This window comes from Halopseudomonas maritima, from assembly GCF_021545785.1.
Classification (GTDB): Bacteria; Pseudomonadota; Gammaproteobacteria; order Pseudomonadales; family Pseudomonadaceae; genus Halopseudomonas; species Halopseudomonas maritima.
This window is the reverse complement of record NZ_CP079801.1, coordinates 1980936-2007054: the sequence shown is the minus strand read 5'-3', so window position 1 is coordinate 2007054 and position 26119 is coordinate 1980936. Positions and strand designations below refer to the sequence as shown.

Genomic DNA, 26119 nt, shown 5'->3' with positions numbered 1-26119 from the left:
TCAATTGTTTATCCTTTCCGGAGTACCCCATGGCTCGCGTTACCGTTGAAGACTGCCTGGAAAATGTAGAAAACCGTTTTGAGCTGGTCATGCTGGCCTCCAAGCGCGCCCGTCAGCTGGCCACCGGTGGCAAAGAAGCCAAGGTAGCCTGGGAAAACGACAAGCCCACCGTGGTGGCACTGCGTGAAGTGGCCGACGGCCTGGTCACCAACGCCATCATGGCCGAAGAAGCCCTGCAGGATCAGCAGGAGCCGCTGTACTCGCTGGAAGCGACCGACGAGCTGGCCGAGTAAGAGACAGGTTTGCTGTTGCGCAGGCCGGCTATCCCTGAGGTCATCACCCGCGCTGGCGGGTGCGGGAGAGCTACATGTCTGCGATAGAGGTTTTTGCCGACAATCTGGGTAACTACCTTGAGCCGGAGCAGGTCAACCTGGTCCGGCGCGCCTATTTCTACGCCGAACAGGCCCACGACGGCCAGACCCGTCGCAGCGGTGAACCCTACGTCACCCACCCGCTCGCCGTAGCCCACATCCTTGCCGACATGCACATGGACCATCAGAGCCTGATGGCCGCCATGCTGCACGACGTGATCGAAGACACCGGCATCCCCAAGGATGCGCTGGTCGAGCAATTTGGCGACACCGTTGCCGAGTTGGTAGACGGGGTCAGCAAGCTGACCCAGATGACCTTCGAAACCAAGGCCGAGGCGCAGGCCGAGAACTTCCAGAAGATGGCGCTGGCCATGGCCCGCGACATCCGCGTGATCCTGGTCAAGCTGGCCGACCGTCTGCACAACATGCGCACCCTGGGCGCGCTGGCGCCGGAAAAGCGCCGCCGCATCGCCAAGGAAACCCTGGAGATCTACGCGCCCATCGCCAACCGTCTGGGCATGCACAGCCTTAGCACCGAGTTCGAAGACCTCGGCTTTAAAGCCATGCACCCGATGCGCTCGAACCTGATCGATCGCGCCGTGCGCAATGCCCGCGGCAACCGCAAGGAGCTGCTCAACCGCATTCTCGAATCGCTGCAGGCCTGCCTGGAGCGCGAAGGGCTGCAGGGCAAAGTGATGGGCCGCGAGAAGCACCTGTACGGCATCTACCAGAAGATGCGCGGCAAGAAGAAGTCGTTCAACGAGATCATGGACGTCTACGCCTTCCGCATCATCGTCGACAAGCCCGATACCTGCTATCGCGTGCTGGGCGCCGTGCACAGCCTGTACAAACCCTTCCCGGGCCGCTTCAAGGACTACATCGCCATTCCCAAGGCCAACGGCTACCAGTCCCTGCACACCACGCTGTTTGGCATGCACGGGGTGCCGATCGAAATTCAGATCCGCACCGAGGAAATGGAAGAGCTGGCCAACAACGGCATTGCCGCGCACTGGGTCTACAAGTCCAAGGAAGAGGTCATCAACGGCAACCACGCGCGCACCCGCCAGTGGTTGAAGAGCGTACTGGAGCTGCAACAGAACGCCGGCAACTCGCTGGAGTTTATCGAAAACGTCAAGATCGACCTGTTCCCAGACGAAGTCTACATTTTCACCCCAAAAGGCCGCATCATGGAGCTACCCAAGGGCTCCACACCGGTCGACTTCGCCTACGCCGTACACACCGACATCGGCAACAGCTGCATCGCCTGCCGCGTCAATCGACGCCTGGCGCCGCTGTCTGAGCCGCTGGAAAGCGGCGAAACGGTCGAGATCATCACCGCGCCGGGCGCGCGCCCCAACCCGGCCTGGCTCAGCTTTGTCATCACCGGCAAGGCGCGCAGCAATATCCGCCACTTCCTCAAGCACCAGCGCCACTCCGAGTCCATCGCTCTGGGTGAGCGTCTGCTGGACAAGGTGCTGGCCAGCTTCGACACCCAGCTGGGCGCCATCCCCGAGGCGCGCGTGCAGTCTGTTCTGAACGACTGTGGCATGGAGCTGATGGAAGACCTGCTGGCCGATATCGGCCTGGGCAACCGCATGGCCTATGTGGTGGCCCGCCGCTTGCTGGCCAGCGACGGCGCCGCCGATGACGAACCGCAGAAGATCGACCAGCCAGCCAGCGCCGAGGAAAGCGGCGAGAAGCCGCTGGCCATCCGCGGCACCGAAGGGCTGGTGGTCAGCTTTGCCCGCTGCTGTAACCCGATTCCGGGTGACCCGATTGTCGGCTACCTGTCGTCCGGCAAGGGCATGGTCATCCACCAGGAAAACTGCCGCAATCTGGCCGACAGCCGCCACAACACCGAGAAGACCCTGCATCTGACCTGGGACAAGGATGTGAGCGGCGAGTTTACCGTCGAGCTGCGCGTCGAACTGGAACACCAGCGCGGCATCATCGCTCAGCTCGCCACCGGCATTACCGTGGCCGACGCCAGCATCGACAAGATCAGCGTCGATGAGCGTGACGGCCGCGTCAGCGTGGTACAACTGGTCGTGCGCGTGCGCGACCGCCTGCACCTCTCACAATTGATCAAACGCATCCGCAACCTCAAGGGCGTGATGCGTATCACCCGTCTCAAGAACTGATTGCCGTCGGAGCATCCATGAACAAGCAAGTTATCACCAGCGAACAGGCCCCATCGGCCATCGGCCCGTACTCCCAGGCCATCAAGGTGGGCAACACCGTCTACCTGTCAGGCCAGATTCCGCTGGACCCGGCCACCATGGAGGTGGTTGAGGGCTTTGAAGCTCAAGTCTGCCGCGTCTTCGACAACCTCAGCGCGGTGGCCGAAGCGGCCGGCGGCAAGCTGCAGGACATCGTCAAGCTGAACATCTTCCTGACCGACCTGGGCAACTTCGCCACCGTCAACGAGATCATGGAACGCTACTTCGAAAAGCCCTACCCCGCCCGCGCCGCCATCGGCGTCGCCGCCCTGCCCAAGGGCGTGCCGGTCGAAATGGACGGGATTATGGTGGTGGGCTGAAGCCCAGCTGCAAGCTGCAAGCTGCAAGCTGCAAGCTGCAAGCTTGATCAGTGTCTGTTCGGCGGCGACACCGTCAACTGTTTTTACGGTTTCCGGGCCGCCAGCCGCTCATAGAAAAACCCGCGCGATTAAACACCGCGCGGGTTTTTCTATGAGCTTGTGACTGGCTTGGCCAGTCGAGCGAAGCCTTGAGGGCGCCACTCTCGGCAGAAATGGTGTCCTTGCCTTCCTTCAGCGAACCTTGCCAACGAGCGGATGCTGATTTTCTCATCTGCGCCTGCTCGTGTGCCGTTGCAGGTTTGTGCTACTCAGTTTGCGACCCACACGCCGGGCAGATAATTCCCCTTAACTTTTTACCCGCTATTCCAGCAACGCGGCATAACCTTCACGGTAGCTCGGATACTGCGGCGTCCAGCCGGAGTCACGTGCCAGCGCGTTGCTGCAGCGTTTGCTGCCCACCCGGGTGCTGCCGGGGCCATCAGCTTGGGCGCTGACGCCAAGCTGCCCTTGCAACCAGCCGACCACCTCGTGCAACGGCGCCGGCTCGTCATCCACGCCCAGATAGCAGGGCGCCAGCAGTTCGCGCTGCTCAGCCTGCAGCAGCAGGTGCACCATGAGCCCGGCGGCATCGTCACGGTGGATGCGGTTAGTGTACTGCGGCGGCTCAGCCGGCACGTTCATGCCCGCCCTGGCCTGCTCAATCAAACGGTTGCGGCCCGGCCCGTAGATGCCCGCCAGCCGCACCACCGAGGCCGGATGACCACTGCGCAGGGCTACATCTTCCGCCGCCAGCAGGGCGCGCCCCGTATCGCTGCCGGCTAGCGCAGGGCTGTTCTCGGTCACCCATTCCCCCGCCTGCTGGGCATACACGCCGGAGCTGGACACCTGCAGCAGATGACGTAACGGACGCTTACGCTCGCCCAGCCAGCTCAGCGCATGTTCCAGGCCCTGAACATACAAACGCTGATACAGGTCAGCGTCGCGCTTGCCCGCAGCCGGGCAGTAGACCAGGTAGTCCAGCTGCGCCGGCCAATCGGCCGGCCGCTCGGGCACACACAGGTCGCCCGCCACCGGCAGCACGCCAGCCGGCAAGCCGGTGGTATCGCGACGCAATCCGTACACCTGCCACCCTTCGGCCAGCAGACGCCGCGCCAACTCGCTCCCCACATCGCCGCACCCGGCAATCATCACACTCGGCATGGCGCTTGCGCCTCCTCTGGTTACTCTTGGCGCCCACTGTAACAGGCTGGCAGCCCGCTGGCGCAGCGCGATGAGAGCGCCATCAACATTCGCCCCGCACGGCGTGCTGTACGATTGTTTTACTCTATTAAACAACCGGCTATGCTAGGGTCTGTTGACGTTTCATTCGCCCACACGTGGCAGCCTGTTTACCCGCCTACGCAGACTTTCCGCCGATGACCCTGACCGAACTTCGCTACATCGTCACCCTTGCCCAGGAGCAGCATTTTGGCCACGCGGCCGAGCGCTGCCACGTCTCTCAGCCAACCCTCAGCGTGGGGGTCAAAAAGCTGGAGGAAGAGCTGGGCGTGATGATCTTCGAGCGCAGCAAGAGCGCCGTGCGCGTCACGCCGATTGGTGAGCGCATCGTGGCCCAGGCGCAAAAGGTGCTGGAAGAAGCCAGTGCCATCCGTGAGCTGGCCACAGCCGGCAAGAACCAGCTGGCGGCACCACTCAAGGTCGGTGCCATTTACACCATCGGGCCGTACCTGTTTCCGCACCTGGTGCCACAGCTGCACAAGGTGGCACCGGAGATGCCGCTGTACATCGAAGAGAACTTCACGCACGTACTGCGTGACAAGCTGCGCAACGGCGAGCTGGATGCCATCATCATCGCGCTGCCCTTCCAGGAGCCGGACGTACTGACCAAGCCACTGTACGACGAGCCCTTCAGCCTGCTGCTGCCTGCCAGCCACGCCTGGGCGCAGCGCGACAGCGTGACCCTCGACGAGCTGGACGACAGCAAACTGCTGCTGCTGGGTGAAGGCCACTGCTTCCGCGACCAGGTGCTTGAGGCTTGCCCAACCCTGCGCAAGAGCGACGAGCAGCACAAGCACACCACCGTGGAATCCAGCTCACTGGAAACCATACGCCACATGGTTGCATCCGGCATTGGCATGACCGTACTGCCCATGTCTGCCGCCGACGATCGCTATTACAGCTCGGATCTGCTGATCACCAAGCCGTTCAAAGCGCCCGCGCCGTATCGCACCGTGGCCATTGCCTGGCGTGCCAGCTTCCCGCGGCCCAAGGCCATCGAGCTGCTGAGCGACTCAATTCGCCTGTGCTCGGTAGGTCAGCCGCCCAAGTGACAGAGCACACCTCGCTGACGGTGCTCAAGGGCATCGGTCCGGCACTGGCAGAGAAGCTTGACCGGCTGGGCCTCAGCTCGGTGCAGGACCTGCTGTTTCACCTGCCCCTGCGCTATCAGGATCGCACCCGGGTCACCCCGATCGGCGCCCTGCGCCCGGGCCTGGACGCAGTGGTTGAGGGCACGGTGCTGGCCGCCGAGGTGGTGATGGGGCGACGACGCAGCCTGCTGTGCCGCCTGCAGGACGGCAGCGGCACCCTCAGCCTGCGTTTCTACTACTTCTCTGCGGGCCTGAAAGCCAGCCTGAGCCGCGGCAGCCACTGGCGCTGCTACGGCGAAGTCCGCCCCGGCGCCTCCGGGCTGGAGATCTACCACCCGGAGCTGCACAACCTGGACAACGCCCAGGCCCTGCCGGTCAGCGACACCCTGACCCCCATCTACCCGGCAACCGAAGGGTTGTCGCAACAGCGGCTGCGCAGCCTGACCGATGCGGCCTTGCAATGGCTCGACCAGGGTAACCATCTGACCGAGTGGCTACCGGGTCAACTGGCAGAGCAGTACCAACTGCCGCCGCTGCGCGAGGCGGTGCAGTTACTGCACCGCCCGCCACCGGATATCGATCTGGAGGCCCTGCAGGACGGCCGCCACTGGGCCCAGCACCGACTGGCCTTTGAAGAGCTGATGGCACACCAGCTGGCGATGCTGCGTCTGCGCGCCCAGATGCGCGCGCACAAGGCGCCGACCATGCGTGCCGCCGGAGAACTGGCCGACGGTTTCATCAAGCAACTGGGGTTTGCCCTGACCGGCGCCCAGCGTCGCGTGGCTGACGAGATCCTGCTGGACCTGGCCCAGCCGCGGCCGATGCTGCGCTTGGTGCAGGGCGACGTAGGGGCTGGCAAGACGGTGGTCGCGGCGCTGGCTGCGCTGCAGGCCATTGAAGCCGGCTGGCAGGTGGCGTTGATGGCACCAACTGAAATTCTGGCCGAGCAGCACTTCACCAACTTCCAGCGCTGGTTCAGCGCCCTGGGCCTGTCGGTGGCCTGGGTGGCCGGCAAGCTCAAGGGCAAGGCGCGCGCCAACCAACTGCAACTGATCGCCTCTGGCGAGGCCGCCATGATTGTCGGCACCCACGCGCTGTTCCAGGATGACGTGCAGTTTCGCAACCTGGGGCTGGCCATCATCGACGAACAACACCGCTTTGGCGTGCAGCAGCGCCTGGCGCTGCGCGACAAGGGCGCCGCCGGCGGCGTGTCACCGCACCAGCTGATCATGACCGCCACGCCGATTCCCCGTACCCTGGCGATGAGTGCCTATGCTGACCTGGATACCTCGGTGCTGGATGAGCTGCCGCCGGGGCGTACCCCGGTCAACACCGTCTTGATCGCCGACAGCCGCCGCGCCGAGGTGATCGAGCGGGTACGCGCCGGCTGTGCCGAAGGGCGCCAGGCCTATTGGGTTTGCACCTTGATCGAGGAGTCCGAACAGCTGCAGGCGCAGGCCGCCGAGGCCACCTGGGAGTCGCTCTGCGAGGCGCTGCCGGGGCTATCCATCGGGCTGATCCACGGCCGCATGAAGCCGGCAGAGAAAGCCGAGATCATGGCCTCCTTCAAGGCCGGCGACCTGCACCTGCTGGTCGCCACCACCGTCATCGAGGTCGGTGTCGATGTTCCCAACGCCAGCCTGATGATCATCGAGAACCCCGAGCGCCTGGGCTTGGCCCAGCTGCACCAGCTGCGCGGCCGAGTCGGCCGTGGCAGCACCGCCAGCCATTGCGTGCTGCTGTATCAGGCACCACTGTCCGCCCTTGGACGCGAGCGCCTGGGCATCATGCGCGAGAGCACCGACGGCTTTGTGATCGCCGAAAAGGACCTCGCCCTGCGTGGTCCCGGGGAGGTGCTGGGCACCCGCCAGACCGGCGTGGTGCAGTTTCGCGTCGCCGATCTGGTGCTCGATGCCGACCTGCTGCCCGAGGTGCAGCAAGCAGCGCAGACGCTGGCGCAACGGTATCCCGATCACGTACAACCACTACTCGACCGCTGGATAGCCCAGGGCCAGCATTTTGCCCAGGTATGACAACCGCTATGCTCAGGCTGTCAGGCCCAGTTCACACGCAAGACTGCAACGCTGCAGCAGCCCGACTGTCAGCAGCGCAAGGAAGAGCTCATGAATAGCCAAATGGCCCCCGAACACCATGCCGCAACCCTGCCCGACCTGATCGAAAAACTGCTCCAGCAACAGGGCATCGCCTACCAGCTACGCCCCACCAGCGACGCTTGGGCGGCCAGCCAGCAAGTCCAGGCCAGCCTGCTGTGCGACGCCGTGGGCACCGTGCTGGCGATGATCCCCAAGGACCATCTGCTCGATCTCAAGACCCTCGGCACCCTGCTGGGTCGACAGCTGGAACCCGTGCGCGACCAGCAGCTGCAACGCATCCTCAGCAAGCACCAGCTGAATCAACTGCCCGGCCTGCCGATTCTGTTCAACTCCCCGTGCGTCTGCGAGCAAAGCCTGCTGGAACAGCCTGAGATCATCCTGGACAGCGGCCTGATCGGCTGGAGTTTGGTAATCAGCCAGGCCGACGCCCGCACCCTGTTGGCCAAGGCCAGCCTGGCGCACTTTGCCGTCCCCCTGGCCGGCCTGCCGACCACTTCCAGCGGTGCCGAACAAGACAACCGCGACTTTAGCGACGCGGTACAGAACTTCACTGCGCTGCGCATGAAGCAGCGGCTGGAAGAAACCATCGAGATTCCGCCGCTGCCCGAGTCAGCGCAAAAGATCATGAAGCTGCGGGTCAACCCGGACGCGGACATCGCCGACCTCGCCGATGTGGTTGAGACCGACCCCAGCCTGGCTGCTCAGGTGGTCAGCTGGGCGGCGTCACCCTACTACGCAGCACCCGGCAAGATTCGCTCGGTGGAAGATGCCATCGGCCGGGTGTTGGGCTTTGACCTGGTGATCAACCTGGCCGTCGGCCTGGCACTGGGCAAAACCTTCCGCCTGCCCAGCGATGCCCCCGAGCGCAGCACACCCTACTGGGAGCAGGCGATCTACAGCGCCGCCGTGATTGAGGGTCTGGCCAAGGCAATGCCGCGTGACCTGCGGCCGGAACTGGGCCTGAACTACCTCGGCGGCCTGTTGCACAACTTCGGCTATCTGGTGCTGGCCTATATCTTCCCGCCCTATTTCAAGCTGATCTGCCGGCATATCGAAGCCAACCCGCATGTGCCGCCGCACATGATTGAGCAGCACCTGATCGGTGTTAGCCGCGACCAGATCGGCAGCTGGCTGATGCACTACTGGGATATGCCCGACGAGGTCTGCACCGCCCTGCGCCAGCAACACAACCCGCTGTACCAGGGGCCGGACCACGTCTACGCCAACCTGATCTATCTGGCCCTGGCGCTGCTCAACCAGCACAACATCGGCTGCGGCCCGCGCCTGCCGGTCCCTGACGCGCTGCTAAAACGGCTGGGCCTGAGTCGCGAACAGGCCGACGCAGTGGTCGACAAGGTACTGGATGCACGGGATGCACTGCGCGCGCTGGTCAATCACTACCAGCCGCAGAAATAAGTGGGGGCGATTGACGTGTCGCGCCCTCGCCTGCTGGCGGCCATCGAACGGCCAGGCAAGACGGCGGGAGGAAACAGGGGCTCGGCAGAGCCCCTGTGACGCAGCAGAATCAGTTGACGGCGTCGCGCAGGCTTTTGCCGGGTTTGAAGGAAACGGTATTGCTGGCCTTGATTTTGACCGGTGCGCCAGTCTGAGGATTTTTGCCGGTACGGGCGCCACGGTGGCGCTGCAGGAAGGTGCCGAAACCAACCAGCGTGACGGAGTCTTTTTCACTCAGAGCCTTGGTGATTTCATCCAGCACGGCGTTAAGTACCCGGTTCGCCTGATCCTTGCTCAGGTCGGCCTTGTCGGCGATCGCCGCCGCGAGATCTGGTTTACGCATATGAAGCCTCATTGTCTGTTGTTTTTGTTGTGACCGCCGCATCCTCGCAGCGGGCTTGCCAGAGCACCTGCTTGAGTGCTGCCGGCTCTGCCGAAGCCCGGTCAGCATGGCACGACTGAGGCGATTGCGCCAGCCGTCCGAGCGTCCCAGCGGCGGCGCATCACGCAATTTCCCGACAAATGGCCCGTCAGGACAGCCAGGCCGGCAACTCACGGGTCAGCAGCGCCTTTTCCGACACCGCCGCCCCGCTCAGGGCAAAGCCCTGCAGTTGGCCCTGCGGGTCGACAAAGACCGCGCGCACATCCTCACCATCGCCACTGATCTGCCAGTCACCGGCCGCCGCCTTCAAGGGCGGCGCCACCACCAGCGGACAGGCCGGGGTCTTGACCATGATCGGCATTGCCGGGTAGCCGACCGTTGCCGGTGCGCCGCTGAGGGTCTTGGCCAGCGCCCGGGCCGAGGTCATCAGCGGCATTACGTACATCAGGTTCAGCCCCGCCACTTCAGCGCAATCGCCCAGCGCATAGATGTGCGGATCGCTAGTGCGCAGCTGGGCGTCTACCAGCACGCCTCGGCCAACCGACAGGCCGGCGGCGGCTGCCAGGTCCGTGCGCGGCGTCAGACCGATGGCCGACAGGCCCTGGTCAGCCCGCACTTCAGTGCCGTCATCCAGCAGCGCCTGCAGGCCACCATCGCTGGCCGCCAGCTCGCGAATGCCGCAGCCCAGATGAAAGGTCACACCCAGCGCTTCCAGCCGGCGCTGTACCGCCGCCGCCACCGGCTCGGGCAGCAGCTGCGGCATCAACCAGGGGTCGGTGGCCACTACGGTTACCTCAAAGCCACCCAGGCTCAGATCATTGGCGAACTCACAACCGATCAGACCAGCGCCGATGATCAGCACCTTCTTGCGGCCGACCAGAGCCGCACGAAAGCGGCCGTAATCGGCCAGATCATTGATCGACAGCAGGCGCTCCCCGAGCTGCTCACGCCACGGCAAGCTGCGCACCTCAGCGCCGAGGGCCAGCACCAGATCGCTGTAGGGCTGCTCGCGGCCGTCCAGGGTCAGGGTGCGTGCGGCAGGATCGATCGCGCTCACAGTCACTTCGGCTAGCACCTCGGCATCAAGCTGGGCCGCCATTGCAGCAGCGTCCTGCATGGCCAGCTCATCGGCCTCCTTGCCTTTGGCAAAGCCGGTGGACAACAGCGGCTTGGAGTAGAAGCGGCCATCGTCGGCGCTGACCAGCAACAGCGGACGAGCGCTGTCGAGCTTGCGAAACTCCTTGGCCAGGTTGTAACCGGCCAGACCGGTGCCGACAATCACCAGCGGTGCATTCTCTGTCACGTAAGGGTCTCCTGCAGGACGGCGAGCGCTGCTCAGCCGATCTCGATCATTTCAAAGTCTTCCTTGCCTACCCCGCAATCGGGGCACATCCAATCCGCTGGCACATCTTCCCAGCGGGTGCCGGGCGCAATGCCGTCATCCGGCCAGCCTTCTGCTTCGTCATAGATATAACCACACACGATACACTGCCACTTCTTCATACTTGCTTCTCACGGTATTGAGCTGTTGTTGGCACGCTACCGTACTCGCCCTGCAAGTCCAAGGCCAGCGCTCCCCACTCGACGCAGCAGCGCCCGACGCAGAGCGCAATCGTGATACCCTTGGCGCCAGCCTACACCCCACTCCGGACCCTGCGATCACCGAATGCTGCCTGACTGGTACCCCGCCAACCAACACCCCGCGCCGCCACCCGAGCCGCTGCTGGACTGGCTCTGCCACGAAGGCTCACTGACCCAACGGCTGACCGAGGCCGGCAACCGGGACTTTCGCGTCGAGCTGCTAAGCCAGACCCCGCAGCCCGCACGGGTCGACGAGGCGCAGACGCTGGGCCTGGAGACCGGCGCCAGTGTGTGGGCCAGAGAGGTGCTGTTGCACACCGCTGGTGCACCCCGCGTTTTTGCCCGCTCGGTGGCACCACCCAGCGCGCTGGGCAATGCACAAGTCGCCCTCGACAACCTCGGCACCACCAGCCTGGGCCACCTGCTGTTTCGTAATCCGCAGATCCGCCGCGGCCCCATCGAGATCAGCCGCTACCCGGCGACCTGGTTACCCGAGGCCTGGCGTGCACAGGGCTTGTGGGCCCGTCGCTCACACTTCTCTGACGGTGCATTGCAGCTGCTGGTGTGTGAAGTATTCTTGCAGGGCTGGCCGGTCGCCGGCACCTGAGCCCCCCGCTACTGACTGGAGAACTGCCTTGCTCGGTCTGCTGATCAAACCTCTGGTAAACCTGCACCCACGGGCCCGGGACTACATCGAGCTGATGCGCCTGGACCGCCCGATCGGCACCTATCTGCTGCTCTGGCCAACCCTGTGGGCGTTGTGGCTGGCAGCCGAGGGGGTGCCGAACCTCGACACCCTGATCATCTTTGTACTCGGCGTAATCCTCATGCGCGCCGCCGGCTGCGTCATCAACGACTACGCCGACCGCGACTTTGACGGCCACGTCGAGCGCACCCGCGAGCGTCCGCTGGCAACCGGGCGCATTAGCGCCAAGCAGGCGCTGGTCACCTTCGCCGTGCTGGTTGGCCTGAGTGGGCTGCTGGTGCTGCTGACCAATGCCCTGACCATTCAGCTGGCCTTTGTCGGCGTGGGCCTTGCGGCGCTGTACCCCTTCTGCAAACGCTTCACCTTTTATCCCCAGGTGGTGCTCGGCGCCGCCTTCTCCTGGGCGATTCCGATGGCCTTTGCCGCCCAGGCCGGCACGCTGCCGATACCCCTGTGGCTGCTATTCATCGCCAACCTGCTGTGGACCGTGGCCTACGACACCGAGTACGCCATGTGCGACCGCGAGGACGACCTGCGCATCGGCATCAAGTCCACCGCCATCCTGTTTGGCGACGCCGACCGGCTGATCATCGGCCTGCTGCAGGGGCTGACCCTGGTCTGCCTGCTGCTGGTCGGCGCGCGCTTTGGCCTGGGCCTGTATTACTACCTGGGCCTGCTCGGCATGACCCTGGGCTTTGCCTGGCAGCACTGGCTGATGCGCGAGCGTGAGCATCTCGCCTGCCTGCAGGCATTTCTCTCCAATCACTGGGCCGGCATGTTGGTGTTTATCGGCCTGGCCCTGGACTATGCATTGCGTTGATGCCACTACGCCGTGCTGCAACAGAGCCGCCCTTGCCACGTAATACAACTGAAACAAAAGTGTTATCTAATCGGCGCATGACTCATATCTGCAACGAGACGGAAAACCATGTCAGGTAAAAGCATTCTGATCGTCGATGATGAGGCGCCCATTCGCGAGATGATCGCCGTGGCGCTGGAAATGGCCGGCTACACCTGCCTTGAAGCCGAAAATACCCAGCAGGCACACGCCTGCATCGTCGACCGTAAACCCGATCTGATTCTCCTCGACTGGATGTTGCCGGGTACTACCGGTATCGAGCTGGCCCGCCGCCTGAAGCGCGACGAGCTGACCGCCGACATTCCGATCATCATGCTCACCGCCAAGGGCGAGGAAGACAACAAGATCCAGGGCCTGGAAGTCGGCGCCGACGACTACATCACCAAGCCCTTCTCGCCGCGCGAATTGGTCGCCCGCCTGAAGGCGGTGCTGCGCCGCGCCGGCCCGGTCGACAGCGAAGCACCGATCGAGGTTGCCGGGCTGATGCTCGACCCGGTCAGCCACCGCGTCACGATCGACGAATCGGCCGCCGAAATGGGCCCCACCGAGTACCGCCTGCTGCAGTTTTTCATGACCCATCAGGAACGCGCCTACACTCGCGGCCAGTTGCTTGATCAGGTATGGGGTGGCAATGTCTACGTCGAGGAACGCACCGTAGACGTTCACATCCGTCGCCTGCGCAAGGCACTGGGCAGCAAGTACGAGCATCTGGTACAAACCGTCCGCGGAACCGGCTATCGGTTTTCGACCAAGGCCTGAGGCACCGCTCAGGGAAGTGGCTAGGGTCTGGCCTGTTGGCGTTTCGCTCACCCGCCTGCTGCTGCCTGTAACGTCGCCAATCAAAACGACATATCAACAGACCCTAGATGAGCGTATTCAGTGACCAGACATAGTTTCAGCCGCGTGCTCAGTCAATTGCTGCTACTGGTGCTGGTCTGCCTGCTGGTCGGCTGGATAGTCGGGCAGCCCGCCTGGGTGTTGGTGGTGGGCTTAGGCTGCTATCTGGCCTGGACCCTGCGCCAGATGTCGCGCTTTTACCACTGGTTGAGCAGCCACCCCAACGATCCGCCACCCGAGGCGCGCGGCATCTGGGGCGAGATTTTCGACAGCATCTACCACATGCAGCGCCGCGATGGCCGCATGCGCGCCCGCCTGCAGGCGGTGATCGACCGCATCCAGGCCTCCACCGCCGCCCTGCGCGAGGCGGTGGTCATGGTTGACCGCGATGGCCACCTGGAATGGTGGAACCACGCTGCCGAACGGCTGATCGGCCTGCGCAGCCCGGACGACAGCGGCCAGCACGTCGCCAACCTGATCCGCGACCCGCGTTTTATCGAGTACTTCGAGCGCGGCGACTTCCGTGAACCCCTGGAGATCCACTCCCCCAGCGACATCAATCTGCAGTTGCAATACGCCATTACCCGTTACGGGCCGGGTGACCGTCTGATGGTGGTGCGCGACGTCACGCGACTGCACAACCTGGAACAGATGCGTAAGGACTTTGTCGCCAACGTCTCCCATGAGCTGCGCACCCCCCTGACCGTCGTGGTGGGCTACCTGGAGACCATGCTCGACCTGGACGACGACCTCAATCCGCGCTGGAAACGACCGCTGCAGCAGATGCAGCAGCAGGCCAGCCGTATGCAGGCCCTGCTCAACGACCTGTTGCTGCTGGCGCGCCTGGAAACCTCAGACAACCCGAGCGAAGACGAACTGGTCGATGTGCGCCCGCTACTGGAGCATATCCGCAAGGACGCCGAAGCCCTGTCCGGCGAACGAGGCCACCACATCAGTCTGCACATTGACGGCAACACCCGCCTGCACGGGATTGAAGGAGAACTGCGCAGCGCCTTCTCCAATCTTGCCTTCAACGCGGTGAAGTACACCCCCGATGGTGGCGAAATAACCCTGCGCTGGCACAGCGACGCCCAGGGCCAGCACCTGAGCGTAATCGACAATGGCGAAGGGATTGCCCCGCAGCACCTGATGCGCCTGACCGAGCGCTTCTACCGGGTGGATACCAGCCGCAACAGCACCACCGGCGGCACCGGTCTGGGCCTGGCCATCGTCAAGCATGTGCTGTTACGCCATCAGGGCAAACTGGAGATCAAGAGTGACGTTGGCAAGGGCAGCAACTTCAGCTGCCACTTCCCGCCCGAGCGCAGCGTCTGAGCGACTCAGGCGCTTGGTGAATAGTGTGCCTGGGCCGTGCCCGACGCAATCAGGCGGGACAGATAATCCAGCTTTTCCGGGTCCTGATCGACGAACTTCAGCGTCACCTTGACCCAGTCGCAGTCGACCTTGGCCTCCAGCGCCGCCACGGCGTGCACGTAGCCGTTGATGCGCGCTACCGATCGGTCGGCGTCCTGCTCCAGATCCAGCACACCGCTTTCAAATACCTGCGGCAAACGCTCGCCGCGGCGCACCACCACCAGCGCATCGCGCAGACTCAAGTGCTTGATCGCACAGGCGAACTGTTCGCCAGCCAGACGCAGCTGGGCCTGGCCCCGAACACGCTGACCGCTGACCTGGTCAGCCGGTGGCGGCGTCGGCGGCGTCGGCGGCGTCGCACGCGGGGTGCCGGCTGGCGCAGGAGCAGTAGCAGGAGCAGGAGCAGGAGCAGGAGCAGCAGGCGAGCTGACTTGGCGGCCGCCGGTCAAGCTGGCCACCGAGCCTATCGCCGAACCCGCGCTGGCACGCGGGCGCGGCGCCTGCAGCTGCGCCAGCTTGCCGGCCCGATGCAGTGCCTTTTTGACCTTGGCGACCAGTTGCTCGTTGCTGAACGGCTTACCGATGTAATCGCTGACACCGGCCTGAATCGCCTCGACCACGTTCTCCTTGTCACCCCGGCTGGTCACCATGACAAAGGGAGTCGAGCCCTGGTCCGGCTGGGCGCGAAACCACTGCAGCAACTCCAGGCCACTCATTTCGGGCATTTCCCAATCACACAGGATCAAATCAAACCCCGTGCGTGACAGCATCTGCTGCGCCTTGCGCCCGTTAACGGCTTCCTCGATCTGCAAACCGGGAAAGTGGCTGCGCAGGGCCTTTTTGACCAGATCACGGATGAACGGGGCGTCATCCACAATCAGGACCGATACATTCGACATTAGGGCGTTATCCTCACTTATTAGGCGTACTTTACCCCAGAGAGCCCGCTTGGCGACAACCGACATGCAAATGGCCACCATTGACAGTGTAATGACCTGAGCTAACGTAAAACCCAAGCAGTTACTTTCATCCTGAATCGTCGGACACCATTGCGGTGTCGCAGTCGTCGATACCCGACACGGAGGTGTGGGTTTTGGCGAATTTCATCCAGTGGAGCGCGGCCGAGCGCCGGCCTCCAGACATACTCCAACCCTTGCCTTGTTTCGTTGCGGCCAACCCGCCGTTGCTGCGGCTGCCTGCCGCGCCACCACGCTGACGGAGCAACGCCATGCCAACTCCAGGTTCGGCGGCGGCTGCGCCGTCACAGCGGGTGGTTGTCGAATCCATCGGCTCTGCCCGACCTGCCCTCGCCGGCTTGCTGGCCACCCAGCTGGGGCTGCCGGCCAATCAGGTCGCCAATGCACTGTACAAGGCGCCATCAGTCCTGCTTGAGTCTCTGCCTCAGGCCCAGGCCAACGGGCTGGCGAACATCCTGCAGCAGGCAGGCCTGACGGTGCGGGTCGAACCCAACAACGTGCCCCGCCCCGCCGCGGCAGCCACCTTCGACATTGCCCTGTACGTCACCGACGTGGCCGACCTGCCAGCCTGCTGCGAGCGGCTTGCAGGCTTTCTCGGCTGCCTCCCGGCCGCGGTGCTGGGCCTGCTGAGCAGCCCGCCCGGCGTCATCATTGGTGACGTCAGCGCCGCCACCTGCGCCGCGCTGGAACAACAGCTTGAGGGACTCGCCGCAGAGCTGGTCTGCTCACGACGCGATCAGGCGCGCTACCAGCTGTTGATCGAACGCGACCCCGGCCCCTCGCTCGACAGCCTGCTGCATGACCTGCGCCAGCTCGGCCTTGCCCCAGACCCGCACACGGGGCAGCCGCAGGGCACGCTGGATCACACCAGCGCCCAGCAACTCTGGCGCCGCCATCAGGCCGGTGGCGGGCTGCGCCTGCTCGATACCGCTTTTCTGCGCTACGACCTGTCACTGCACGCCGTCGATGCGCGCAGCCAGATCGACCGACTGCCCGAACTCGCCGGCCTGCCGGCAGAGCTGATCGACTGTGTGCTGGAGAACCTGCCGGTGGTGGTCGAGGAAGGTGTCGCCCAAAGCGCCCTGCAAGACCGCCTGCAGCGCTGGCAAGCCGCCGGCATGCCGGTGCGCCCGCAGGTCGCCAGCCTGCGTCGCTGCCGCCTGCGGGTGCCGGCTGGCAGCCAGCTCGCACCCGCGCTAGGCCTGCTGCAGCAAAGCGGTCTACTGCCACCAGACAGCGCGGTGCCACGCCTGCCGTGGCAATCCCCGGTACTGCACGGCGAGCTGCTGCCGCGCTGGTTGCAGCACGGCTTCGAGCAGCTCGACATCCCCAGCGAATGGCAGGAACTGAATCATGAACAGCACTGACAAGGCCCACCAGCTGCATCTGGGCATCGCTGAACAGGGCAAGGTGCTGGCCTTGGCCGGGCGCCATGCCGATGCCCTGCAACACTATCAGGAAGCCCTGCGCATGGCGGTCAGCAGCCGTGCGCCGGAGGTGTTCTTCCGCCACTACACCCAATGCGTGATGGAAAGCCTGGAGCTGAGCGGCGAGCTGGACAGCGTATTGCGCTACTGCAACGAGGCCGAAGCGCACTACGCGCGGTTGAACTCACCGCTGCCACTGGTCGCCCGTGACCGCGCCGAGAACCTGCAGCGCCGTGGCTGCATCCAGCTGCGCCAGGGCCAGCTTGCTGACGCACTGGACAGCCTGCAGCAGGCCATCACCCTGGTGCAGCCACCGCAGCTGCCGTTGGCCCGAGCCCTGGTCGGCTGGGCCGCACGCGGCCTGAGTATCGGTGAGCGGCAGTTACGCGACGCCCAGCAACGCCACGACTACTTCATCGTCCGCAAGGGGCTGGTCGAGCCCAAACGGGCCATCCCCCTGCCGCCCGAGCGCCTGCGCAGCGCCCATGCGGCCTCACTTGTTTGATTAACAGGAGCCAGGCATGAGTGACTACAACGGTCTTCGCCCCGGGCAGGTGCTGGCCGACGCCAGCGTCGCCGACTTTATCTCCAGCCTCGGACTCGGCATCGCCCGCGCCCAACAGGCGCTGGATACCAACTCCATCGAGCAGCTGGACGCCTTTATCCAGCCGATACCCGGGCTTGGCGGCAAGACGCTGATCGAGATGGGCTTCAGCCCCGCCTTTTACCATTACCAACACGCCGATATCAGTTGCTCGATGAACCTGCACCTGCGGGTGGAAGAGTCTACCGGCGTCGATTTCGGCATCAACGGCGCCTATAACAACGCCGAAACCAGCAACGACGACAGCGACAGCAGCTCATCGAGCAGCAGCAGTGGCAGTCGCAGCGAAACCCGCAACCGCGAAGCCAGCCTGCAAATCACCGCGCAGTCGGCCGGCGAGGTGCGCATCAACGACAATCGCGTGGCGCTCAGCGGCGCCGACCTGGAGAGCCGCCTGGCCAGCCTGGTCGATGGCCTGGCCGGCAACGCCGACATCAGCGCCGTAGCCTTCGAGCGCAGCGAAACCCCGATCAACCCGACCACCGATGCCAGCCCGCAGCAGGTCATCGTCTCACCCAATGCCGTGGCCTTCCGCGCCTTTGGCTACGCTGGCGGCGTGATTCGCATTGCCAGCAACAGCGATACCACCTTTGTCGCCAACCCCGACACCAGCCTCAGCGTCTCTCGCTCCAACAGCGTGACCAACTACGCACGCAAGGTAAAAACCGCCTTCGAGGATGCAGGCTTTGAGGTCACCCACTGGGCGCCGGGCGAGGCGATTCATGAAGTGCTGTTTGATATCGACCGCAACCATATCCGCGCCGATCAGCGCGACGCCCTGCAGGAGACCGCGCAGATGCTGGCCCGCGCCGGCATCCCCTTCCGCCTGGTCGGCCACGCGGACGCACCGGCCAGCCCCGGCTACAACCTTCAGCTGTCGCAGCGCCGGGTGGACGAGGTCAAACGTCAACTGATTGCCAACGGGGTGGACCGGGCGCAGATCACCTCGGCGGTCGGCGAAGGCGAAGCCGCCGCCAACCCTGGCGGCGCCGAAGGCGTCCCCCATGATCAGGCCCACCGCCGGGTACAGATTCTGCTGGCTATCGACCTGCTGGTGATTGAAGGTGCCGATGGTCAGGTAATCAGTGGCGTCGAGCCCGACCGCCGGGATCACTCAGAGCCTGCCAGCAACGGCTGGATTCACACCTTTGATGCCAATGACATGAGCGGCGTTAACGGCAAGCAGGTGAGCGCCGAAGGCCGCAGTTGGACGCTGTCGGGCAGCGCCGTAGACGGCCACGCCGCCGACAGTCCGCCAGCTTTTGCAAAGAACCTGGCCAACAGCATCAATGCCGACGCAGGCAGCCAGATCAGCGCCTCCGCCGGTGGTGCAGTCTGCAACCTGGCGCGCAAGAGCGACCCGGTCCAGCTGCACCTGATCAGCGTCTCCAGCCGCGACCTGCGCATAACCAGCAGCGAAAGCATCACCATCAGCGAGCAGTTTGCCAACAGCAGCAGCGAACGCGAGACCACCCGCCGCACCGGCAACAGCACAGTCGCCTTTGGCGCCACGCTGGACGTGCGCCACGCCAAGCAGTTCGAGCTGGATGTCACCGGCAACTCGTCGATCTCCGCCCGACTGGTGTCGATTCCCGCGCCGCCGGAATTTCTCGACACCATTCGCAGCTATCTGGGGAGCTAGGCCATGAGCGAGACCACCACCGTCACCCGCTCGCTGGTCAGCGCACCGCTACCGCAGATCATCGAGCGCCTGGGCCTGTCGATTGCCCAGGCCCAGGCCGCGCTGGACAACAACTCGGTCAAGGTTGCCCAGGCCATGGCCGAAACGCCGGTCGAGCTGGGCGGCCAGACCTACAACCTGCTGACCCTGGGCTTTACCCCCAGCTTCTACGCCTTCACCGAGGCCACGGTGGAGGCCAAACTGTCGTTCAGCATGTCTGAAACCACCGAAACCTCGGTATCGGCCGGGGTCACCGCCAAGGTCAACTATGGCGTCGTCATGGTCGCCGCCAGCGTCGATGTCTCCTACGCACGCAAGTTTTCCGTGTCCGCCGAAGGGTCCAGCTCGATTGCCGCTCGCCTGGTGTCACTGCCTGCCCCCGAAGCCTTCAATGAAGTCCTGCGGCGCCTGTACGACGACGGGCTGCCCGGAGCCGACAACTGATCCGTCGATATCCCCACAAGGAGCAACACCATGAGTATTGGACGAGAGCTGTTGAACGTGCCGATGGGCGACATGATTCGCCAGATGGCCTTCGCCATTGCCGAGGCACAGGTCAAGCTGGACGAAAGCTCGATCGAAGTCGCCGAGATGATGGGCGGCCTGCGCACCGTATACGACGACGAGGGCAATATCGCCTTCGACGACAGCCGTATCTTCTTCGGTCACGAGTATATGACGCCCTCCGAGGCTGATTCGCTGGTCGCGCTGGACCCGGGCTACGACGAAATCGTCACCGCCGCCAAGAACCACCAGACCGACAACGGCCAGATTCGCGTACCCACCCGCCTATCCATGCTGGAGCTGGGCTTTACCCCGGTGTTCTACAACTTTGTCGACACCATCATCGAAGTAAAGATCGCCATCAAGATCACCCGCAGCAGCGAACGCAGCCGCACCTCCAGCAACAAAACCACCAAGAACCGCAACAGCAAGAAGGCCAGCGGCCTGTTCGGCAAGGTTTTCGGGGGCCGCGACAGCAACCGCTCCAGCGTCTCGACCAGCCAGGTAGATGCCAGCTACGCCTCCAAGTATTCCTATTCCGCCGAAGGCTCCAGCCTGCTGCGTACCAAGCTGTCGCCGGTGCCGCCGCCGCCGATTCTGGAAGAGCGCATTCGCGCCATGATGGAAGAGGCCGAAGCCCGCCGGCAACCGGCACCCGCGCCGGAAGATGACGACTGAGGAGACGCACCATGAGTGTTGGATCAGAACTGCTCAACGCACCCTTCCCGCTGATCGTGCGCAACCTCGGCGTGGGGATTGCCGAAGCCCAACTGGAGCTGGATCTGGTGTCCCTGCGCATCGCGCGCATGATGGCGGGCTTCCCCACCGGCAGCGACGAAGAGGAAGACGGCCCCGAGGCGCCCTACAAGGTCGAGTTCAGCAACGGCAAGTCCTACAGCCTGCTGGAATTGGGGTTCACCCCCAGTTTCTACCAGTTTGTCGACACCGTGATTGAGCTGAAGCTGTCGATCAGTATCAACAGTGAGCGCAGTTCGACGCACAAGCGCACCCAGGTCAAATCCAGTGCCAAGGGGGCGGCGTTGCCGTTCTTTGCCGCCGGCTCGATCAGTGCCAGCTCGGTCAGCGCCAGCTACGCCAGCAAGTACCAGTATTCTGCCGAAGGCAGCTCGGTGATGCGTACCAAGCTGGTGCCGGTGCCGGCGCCAGCCGTTCTGGAGGAGCGCATTCGCGCCCTGATCGACGCCGAGGCAGACGAATGAGCCGCAAGACCTGGCGCGATCTGGCCCGGCAGAAACAGCGCCCGGAGCCTACTCCAGCCAATACGGACCTGCGCCAGTTGGCAGGCCAGGTGCCCGGCCTGCAGCGGCTGCTTGAGCAACGTGACACCCTGCAGCAGCAGATGCGCCGCCTTGGCGGACAAGGCGATGACAGTGCCCCTGCCGAACGCGTATATCCGGTCGCCAGCGCCAGCGAGCGGCGCGCCGAGCACAGCGCCTGGGAGCGCCAGCGTGACCAGCAGCTTGCACCATCGGCACTGGCACAGGTGCGTCAGGCCGCCGGTAGCGCCCGACGCTGGCAGCAGCAGCGCGAGCGGCAGCAACAGCAGGCCGGCCATCGCGCCGGTCAAGCATTGCAGCAGCAACGAGCACTGATGCAACGGCTCGACCAGCGGATCGAGCAGGCGCGCCAAGCAGCTCGCGAACGCCCCCGAGAAGCCCTTGCCGCCCCGCTGCTGCGGCCGTTGCAGGACCGACTGGAAGGCGCCTTTCAAGCACCCGCGGCGGTGGCGTCGCTCAGCGAGTTTGACGCACGCTACCAACGCCGCCAGCAACGGTTGCTCGGCATCGACACCGGCTCGCTGGATGACCTGGTGACGCGTGCGCAACAACTGGCCGAGCGCCGCCTGCAGGAGCGCCGCGAGGCGCGACAGGCCCAGCGCCAGCAGGAACGCCAGCAAGCCCGCGCCGAAGAGCGCCGCCGCCAACGCCCGAAACTGAGTACCGACTGACCACGAGCCAATGCCATGACCCAATCGAGTAAATTCGTCGCCAACTCAGTCGAGCAGATCCTGCTCGGGCTGGCGCGCGGCCTGCGCGATGCCCAGGCCGTGCTGGACGACCTGCCGCCGACCGATGCATTCGGCCGGCCGCAACCCGGCTATCACCTGCCCTATCTGGATTTCAATATCAAAGCCACGGTGCAAGCCCAACTGAGCGAACCGGAGAACAACAGCTCCGCGCTGCCCGGCGCTCTGCGCAAGGTCCGCCCGATCCCGCAGCTGCGACTGGCCCTGCCGGACCTCAAGAAAGCCCCCAGCGAGGCGAGCGGCAGCACCGAACTGATCAGCACCTTCAGCGGTCGCCTGGTCTCGGTACCGCCAAGCAACGGCCTGCCGGTGCTGCGCCTGGCCGCCCGCACGCTGGTGAAAGAAGCCGCCAAGCCGCGCCAGCAACAGCTGCTGGTCACCCTGTCCAACAGCGCCGGTCAACTGATCAATGATGCCGCCGTCGAACTCAACCTGGATACCGAGGCCAGCCTGGCGCTCAGTGCCGCCGCCGGCGCCAGCGGGCTGACAAGCGAGAAACTGCGCAGCGGCCTGCAACTGAGTCAACGCCTGCTGCTGACCGACCAGCAGGGCAGCGCCAGCTGCGATCTGACACTGGCTGCCGGCCTGCCAGCCAACACTCAGCTGGTGCTGCTGGTCAGCAGCGGCCCCACCCTGACCCAGCTCATCCTGACCCCATAGGATTCAACCCATGCAATGGAGCATTACCGGCACTCTCTTCGAGCCCGACGGCAAGGCCGCCAGCGGTCAGGTAGAGATACAGACCTTCGAGCTGGCCCGCGCGCAATGGCGCAGGGTCGCCAGGGCGCGACTGGATGCCAAAGGCAATTTTGCCATCAACCTGAACCTGGGCGATGGCCCCCAGCTACCGGCCGTGCGCCTGTGTGAAACCGTCAAGGCAAGGGCAACCCCAAGAGTGCTGGCCGAAGGCGCTCTGGTACGGATAGAGCCTGGCAAGCGCGTGCACCTTGCCTTTGGCGATATAGAACGGCTGGGCGATCAGGCGGTTGCGCGCCGTGAGCGCAGCGCGCCTTTCAGCGAGACGGACGATTACCTGCTGGCGGGCACCCCGCGAGCCGTTGCTCAGCTAACCGTCAACCTGGCCGCCATGCGGATCAACCCGCAGGTACTGACCCGCGCCCAGCCGGCCAGCACACAGCTCAAGACCCAGGCGGCACTCAGCAAGCAACTGGAAGCGCAATCGGTTGAGCTGAATCAGAAAGTGCTGCTGATCAACACCCTGGAGCGCGAGAAGCAAAGCCACGCCAACGAGCTGAAACAGGCGCAGCTGAAAATCAGCACCCTTGAGAAGCAGCTCAAGAACAAGCCTGCTGCGACCGGCAACGAGCAGATTGAGCTGGCAACCCAGCAGATCCGCCTGAACCTCAACGAGCAGATTCTCAGGCAGGCTACCGAATTCGAGCTGAAAGAAACCGACCTGCAGCGCACCCTCAACTTGCGCAACCTGGAGATTGCACAGGCCTCCGAACGCATCAAAGACCTGACCCGCGCCTCACGCGAAGCCGCCGAGGAGGCCGCCCGCGCCCGCGAGGAAAGCGAAGAGCTGAAAACGCAGCTTGATACCCAGGTCGACGCCGATCAGCTGTACGGCAACATTGCCCGTCAACTGCAGCAGGCACAGACCCAGCTCAGCAAGGACGGCGTGCCCTACCGCCTGGGCCGCGTCTCGCTCAACCTCAAGACTCTGGTCACCGGCAACAGCCTGACCCTGCCCACCCTCTCCGACCTGAAGAACAAGGGCAGCGCCGGGCTGTTCACCGATGTGTCACTGGAGTATCTGCCGGATGGCGAGGAGTCAGCCGATGACGCCCCGTCAGGCATTACCGTGCCGGACTTCAGCGATCTGACCGAAACCCTCGCGCGGCGCCTGGCCCGCGACCTCGGACTAGAGCTGGAGGCCGCCTACCAGAGCGTCGGGGACAGCGGACAAGCGGTCGGCCAGGCCGTGCGTCAGCTACCCGCCAAAGGCAGCGAGGTGGCAGCTGGCGAGCGCGTACTGGTGGTATTCACCCAACCCTAAAGGACAGACCCCATGCCCACCATCAAGGAACTGGTCAGCGATGTTATGGCAGCCCCCATTGGCGAACTGATCGCCGCGGTCGGCCAGGGCGTCGCCGATGCCCAACAAGCACTGGATCGTGGCTCGCTGGCGCAGATACTGGAGATCTACAGCCACGCCGACAGCGACGAACTCAAACTGCTGCAGCAGATCGGCTATCAACCCACCTTCTACGCCCTGCCGGAAACCACTGGTGAGATTCAGGTCGCCCTCAGCCTTAGCGGACAGCAGACACCAGCGGCTACCCCGGCGCCCAAACGGTTGACAACCGCTTCTCTGGCCAGCCATCTGCGCACCAGCCTGCCGACGGCCCGCGTGTACGCCGCGCCGGTCAACGCCGACCTGACCAACCGCTACGGTTTTCAGGCCAATGCCGCGGCCAAGATTCAGTTCAAGATAGTGCCCATCCCGGCACCGGGTCAGGCCAGCGAGATCCGCGTCGCCCCCAACCTGACCGGCATGCAGCTGGCGGCGGCCGAGCAGCTATGCGCCCAGCTGGACATCAGCCTGGAAGTCGTCGACAAGCAGGGCAACCCAGTGTCTGACCCCGCGCCAACCAGCAAGATCGGTGCTCAACAGCCGGAGGCTGGTGACATCGTGCTGGCCGGTGCGCTCATTCAGGTCGAGTTGTAGTTAGGGCCTGTTGCCGTTTCGCTCATCGCCTGCCGGGGTTGCGCCTGCGAACGAAACGGCAACAGACCCTAGAGGACGCGCATAAAAAACCCGCTCGGGAACGAGCGGGTTTTCAGGTCCTCACGGCTGGGCCGATGCCCGTCCGGTCGACTTAATGCACGGTCATTACAGCTCGCCGCGCAAGGCCTTGAGGAAGATCGCCTGATACTGCGCGGCGTCATACCGCTGGGGGTTGGTCTTGCCGGCAACGTCCTTGGCCGACATGGCACCGATGGTCTCGGCCTGGGCGTCATCGATGTTGATGTCCGCCAGGGTATGCGGAATACCCAGCTCGGCGCGCAGATCCAGAATCCAATCCAGCATGCCGTCAAAGTTCTGCTTGGGCAGGTCAAGGTAGCGAGCAGCGCGCGCCATTTCCTCTTCAATCACCGGGCGGTTGGCCTGCAGCATGTACGGCATGACAATCGCGTTCAGCAGACCGTGGTGCGCGTCGTAGACGGCGCCCAGACTGTGGGATACCGCGTGGATACCGCCCAGCCCCCGCTGGAAGGCCACCGCACCCATGCTGGAGGCCACCTGCATCTGCAGACGGGCGTCGATGTCGTCCCCCTGGCTGGTGGCGCGCGGCAGGAAGTCCTTGACCAGGCGCATGCCCTCCAGCGCGATACCCTCGGCCATTGGGTGGTAAACCGGCGCACAGAAGGCCTCAACGTTGTGCGCCAGCGCGTCCATACCGGTCGCAGCGGTCAGCTTGGCTGGCAGGCCAACGGTCAGCTCGGGGTCCAGAATCACGATGGCAGGCACCATCTTCTGGTGGAAGATAACGCGCTTGACGTGGTTTTCATCGTCAGTGATCACCACCGCCTGGCCAACTTCGGAGCCGGTACCCGCCGTCGTTGGCACAGCTACCACCGGCAGCATCTTGCTGGCATCTACCGTGCCGGGACCCGCTTCCCACAGCGTGCACTCCTGATGGGCAACCAGTGCGATGGCCTTGGCCGCATCAATGGCAGAACCACCACCGAAGGCAATCACACCGTCGTGCTGGCCGGCCTTCAGTGCGGCAACACCGTCTGCTACGTTGCCACCGGTGGGGTTACCCTTTACCGCGCTGAACAGGCCGGCCTGCAGGCCTGCGTCACGGCACAGCTGCAGTGACGCTTCGACCATCGGCAGCGCGGCCAGACCCGGGTCAGTCACCAGCAGCGGAGACGTCATACCCAACTGGCGGCAGGCTTTGGGCAACTCACTGATACGACCTGCCCCCACGCGCACGGCGGTGGGATAGTGCCAGTTCATGCTGTAGGACTTGATCTCCATGGTATCTCCGAATCTCTCAGGTTTTTGTAGGTGCAGACGCATTGCGGCCCGCATTCTTGTATGAACTCTCGGTTGCGGGCAGACACAAGATACAAAATGAATTTATGTCCCGCAATGTACGCATATCTGCAACTTTCGTGTTGACACTCTGCGACAAATGGGCACTTGTCAAACTGACTCGACGCGTCCATCTTGGCATAAGTACCAGCACGCCCAAAAAACGATACAAGCAGGGCCACCTGCAACTGATAGCCGATGAGGAACAACGATGAAACACTTT

At 64.1% G+C, this 26119-nt stretch carries 27 protein-coding genes; 20 read left to right on the top strand and 7 right to left on the bottom strand.

Features of this window, described 5'->3' with window-relative positions; genetic code table 11:
• Positions 1-29 precede the first annotated feature (29 nt).
• The 3 genes from rpoZ to HV822_RS09190 all read left to right on the top strand — a co-directional run bounded on the left by rpoZ (position 30) and on the right by HV822_RS09190 (position 2910).
• On the top strand, positions 30-293 hold the full coding sequence (rpoZ, locus tag HV822_RS09200) for a DNA-directed RNA polymerase subunit omega (protein WP_238869676.1): 264 nt from the start codon (positions 30-32) through the stop codon (positions 291-293).
• A 74-nt stretch (positions 294-367) separates the two neighbouring features.
• A complete protein-coding gene (spoT, locus tag HV822_RS09195) occupies positions 368-2512 on the top strand; it encodes a bifunctional GTP diphosphokinase/guanosine-3',5'-bis pyrophosphate 3'-pyrophosphohydrolase (RefSeq protein ID WP_238869674.1) in 2145 nt (714 codons plus the stop codon).
• A 17-nt stretch (positions 2513-2529) separates the two neighbouring features.
• Positions 2530-2910, top strand: coding sequence for a RidA family protein (locus HV822_RS09190; RefSeq protein ID WP_083723923.1), 381 nt, complete (start codon positions 2530-2532; stop codon positions 2908-2910).
• Positions 2911-2983: 73 nt separating this feature from the next.
• Here the strand turns inward: HV822_RS09190 and HV822_RS18210 are convergent, their stop codons facing one another.
• Together HV822_RS18210 and HV822_RS09180 are read right to left on the bottom strand one after the other, a co-directional pair.
• On the bottom strand, positions 2984-3181 hold the full coding sequence (locus HV822_RS18210; protein ID WP_396264822.1) for a hypothetical protein: 198 nt from the start codon (positions 3179-3181) through the stop codon (positions 2984-2986).
• An 89-nt stretch (positions 3182-3270) separates the two neighbouring features.
• Positions 3271-4110 carry an SDR family oxidoreductase gene (locus HV822_RS09180; protein WP_238869672.1) on the bottom strand — a complete coding sequence of 280 codons (840 nt, stop codon included), beginning with the start codon at positions 4108-4110 and terminating at the stop codon, positions 3271-3273.
• A gap of 215 nt (positions 4111-4325) precedes the next feature.
• On the opposite strand from HV822_RS09180, the gene HV822_RS09175 reads away from it, so the two are divergent.
• The 3 genes from HV822_RS09175 to HV822_RS09165 all read left to right on the top strand — a co-directional run bounded on the left by HV822_RS09175 (position 4326) and on the right by HV822_RS09165 (position 8809).
• The gene (locus HV822_RS09175; protein ID WP_238869671.1) at positions 4326-5240 is read left to right on the top strand and encodes a hydrogen peroxide-inducible genes activator; all 915 of its coding nucleotides are present in this window, start codon (positions 4326-4328) and stop codon (positions 5238-5240) included.
• Positions 5237-7312 (top strand): ATP-dependent DNA helicase RecG, encoded by a 2076-nt coding sequence (gene recG, locus HV822_RS09170; protein WP_238869669.1) that lies wholly within the window; start codon positions 5237-5239, stop codon positions 7310-7312. The genes HV822_RS09175 and recG overlap by 4 nt, the downstream gene beginning before the upstream one ends.
• A 90-nt stretch (positions 7313-7402) precedes the next feature.
• Complete coding sequence (locus tag HV822_RS09165; protein WP_238869667.1) at positions 7403-8809, top strand: aminoacyl-tRNA deacylase and HDOD domain-containing protein; 1407 nt, start codon at positions 7403-7405, stop codon at positions 8807-8809.
• Between the two features lie 109 nt (positions 8810-8918).
• Here HV822_RS09165 and HV822_RS09160 read toward each other — a convergent pair whose 3' ends face one another.
• From HV822_RS09160 to rubA, 3 genes are all read right to left on the bottom strand, one after another.
• Positions 8919-9191: an HU family DNA-binding protein gene (locus HV822_RS09160; RefSeq protein ID WP_083723913.1), complete on the bottom strand. Its 273-nt coding sequence runs from the start codon at positions 9189-9191 to the stop codon at positions 8919-8921.
• A gap of 187 nt (positions 9192-9378) precedes the next feature.
• Positions 9379-10533, bottom strand: coding sequence for an NAD(P)/FAD-dependent oxidoreductase (locus tag HV822_RS09155; RefSeq protein ID WP_238869665.1), 1155 nt, complete (start codon positions 10531-10533; stop codon positions 9379-9381).
• A gap of 32 nt (positions 10534-10565) precedes the next feature.
• A complete protein-coding gene (gene rubA / locus HV822_RS09150) occupies positions 10566-10733 on the bottom strand; it encodes a rubredoxin RubA (RefSeq protein WP_083723909.1) in 168 nt (55 codons plus the stop codon).
• 163 nt (positions 10734-10896) lie between these two features.
• Between rubA and HV822_RS09145 the strand changes: the two genes are divergently transcribed.
• The 4 genes from HV822_RS09145 (at position 10897) to phoR (ending at position 14548) form a co-directional block, all read left to right on the top strand.
• Positions 10897-11418 (top strand): chorismate--pyruvate lyase family protein, encoded by a 522-nt coding sequence (locus HV822_RS09145; protein WP_238869663.1) that lies wholly within the window; start codon positions 10897-10899, stop codon positions 11416-11418.
• 28 nt (positions 11419-11446) lie between these two features.
• Complete coding sequence (gene ubiA, locus HV822_RS09140; protein WP_238869661.1) at positions 11447-12337, top strand: 4-hydroxybenzoate octaprenyltransferase; 891 nt, start codon at positions 11447-11449, stop codon at positions 12335-12337.
• A 108-nt stretch (positions 12338-12445) separates the two neighbouring features.
• Positions 12446-13135, top strand: a complete 690-nt coding sequence (gene phoB, locus HV822_RS09135; RefSeq protein ID WP_238869659.1) for a phosphate regulon transcriptional regulator PhoB — start codon at positions 12446-12448, stop codon at positions 13133-13135.
• A 120-nt stretch (positions 13136-13255) separates the two neighbouring features.
• Positions 13256-14548, top strand: a complete 1293-nt coding sequence (gene phoR, locus HV822_RS09130; RefSeq protein ID WP_238869657.1) for a phosphate regulon sensor histidine kinase PhoR — start codon at positions 13256-13258, stop codon at positions 14546-14548.
• 5 nt (positions 14549-14553) lie between these two features.
• On the opposite strand, the gene HV822_RS09125 is transcribed toward phoR, so the two are convergent.
• Positions 14554-15486, bottom strand: coding sequence for a response regulator (locus HV822_RS09125; protein ID WP_238869655.1), 933 nt, complete (start codon positions 15484-15486; stop codon positions 14554-14556).
• A gap of 329 nt (positions 15487-15815) precedes the next feature.
• Here HV822_RS09125 and HV822_RS09120 point away from each other — a divergent pair, with 329 nt between their 5' ends.
• The 10 genes from HV822_RS09120 to HV822_RS09075 are packed head-to-tail and all read left to right on the top strand — an operon-like array spanning position 15816 to position 24519.
• Positions 15816-16931 (top strand): hypothetical protein, encoded by a 1116-nt coding sequence (locus HV822_RS09120; protein ID WP_238869653.1) that lies wholly within the window; start codon positions 15816-15818, stop codon positions 16929-16931.
• Positions 16918-17496, top strand: a complete 579-nt coding sequence (locus HV822_RS09115; protein ID WP_238869651.1) for a hypothetical protein — start codon at positions 16918-16920, stop codon at positions 17494-17496. Before HV822_RS09120 ends, HV822_RS09115 begins: the two co-directional genes overlap by 14 nt.
• A 16-nt stretch (positions 17497-17512) precedes the next feature.
• Positions 17513-19237 (top strand): OmpA family protein, encoded by a 1725-nt coding sequence (locus tag HV822_RS09110; RefSeq protein ID WP_238869649.1) that lies wholly within the window; start codon positions 17513-17515, stop codon positions 19235-19237.
• 3 nt (positions 19238-19240) lie between these two features.
• Entirely contained in the window at positions 19241-19720 is a 480-nt protein-coding gene (locus HV822_RS09105; protein ID WP_083723893.1) for a hypothetical protein, read from the top strand.
• A gap of 30 nt (positions 19721-19750) precedes the next feature.
• Positions 19751-20458, top strand: a complete 708-nt coding sequence (locus HV822_RS09100) for a hypothetical protein (RefSeq protein ID WP_238869647.1) — start codon at positions 19751-19753, stop codon at positions 20456-20458.
• A gap of 11 nt (positions 20459-20469) precedes the next feature.
• Positions 20470-21000, top strand: coding sequence for a hypothetical protein (locus HV822_RS09095; protein ID WP_238869645.1), 531 nt, complete (start codon positions 20470-20472; stop codon positions 20998-21000).
• Entirely contained in the window at positions 20997-21749 is a 753-nt protein-coding gene (locus HV822_RS09090) for a hypothetical protein (RefSeq protein ID WP_238869643.1), read from the top strand. Before HV822_RS09095 ends, HV822_RS09090 begins: the two co-directional genes overlap by 4 nt.
• A gap of 15 nt (positions 21750-21764) precedes the next feature.
• Complete coding sequence (locus HV822_RS09085) at positions 21765-22487, top strand: hypothetical protein (RefSeq protein ID WP_238869642.1); 723 nt, start codon at positions 21765-21767, stop codon at positions 22485-22487.
• A gap of 10 nt (positions 22488-22497) precedes the next feature.
• Positions 22498-23847 (top strand): PASTA domain-containing protein, encoded by a 1350-nt coding sequence (locus HV822_RS09080; protein WP_238869640.1) that lies wholly within the window; start codon positions 22498-22500, stop codon positions 23845-23847.
• Between the two features lie 12 nt (positions 23848-23859).
• Positions 23860-24519, top strand: coding sequence for a PASTA domain-containing protein (locus HV822_RS09075; protein ID WP_238869638.1), 660 nt, complete (start codon positions 23860-23862; stop codon positions 24517-24519).
• A 165-nt stretch (positions 24520-24684) separates the two neighbouring features.
• Here HV822_RS09075 and HV822_RS09070 read toward each other — a convergent pair whose 3' ends face one another.
• On the bottom strand, positions 24685-25839 hold the full coding sequence (locus HV822_RS09070) for an iron-containing alcohol dehydrogenase (protein WP_238869636.1): 1155 nt from the start codon (positions 25837-25839) through the stop codon (positions 24685-24687).
• Between the last annotated feature and the right edge of the window lie 280 nt (positions 25840-26119).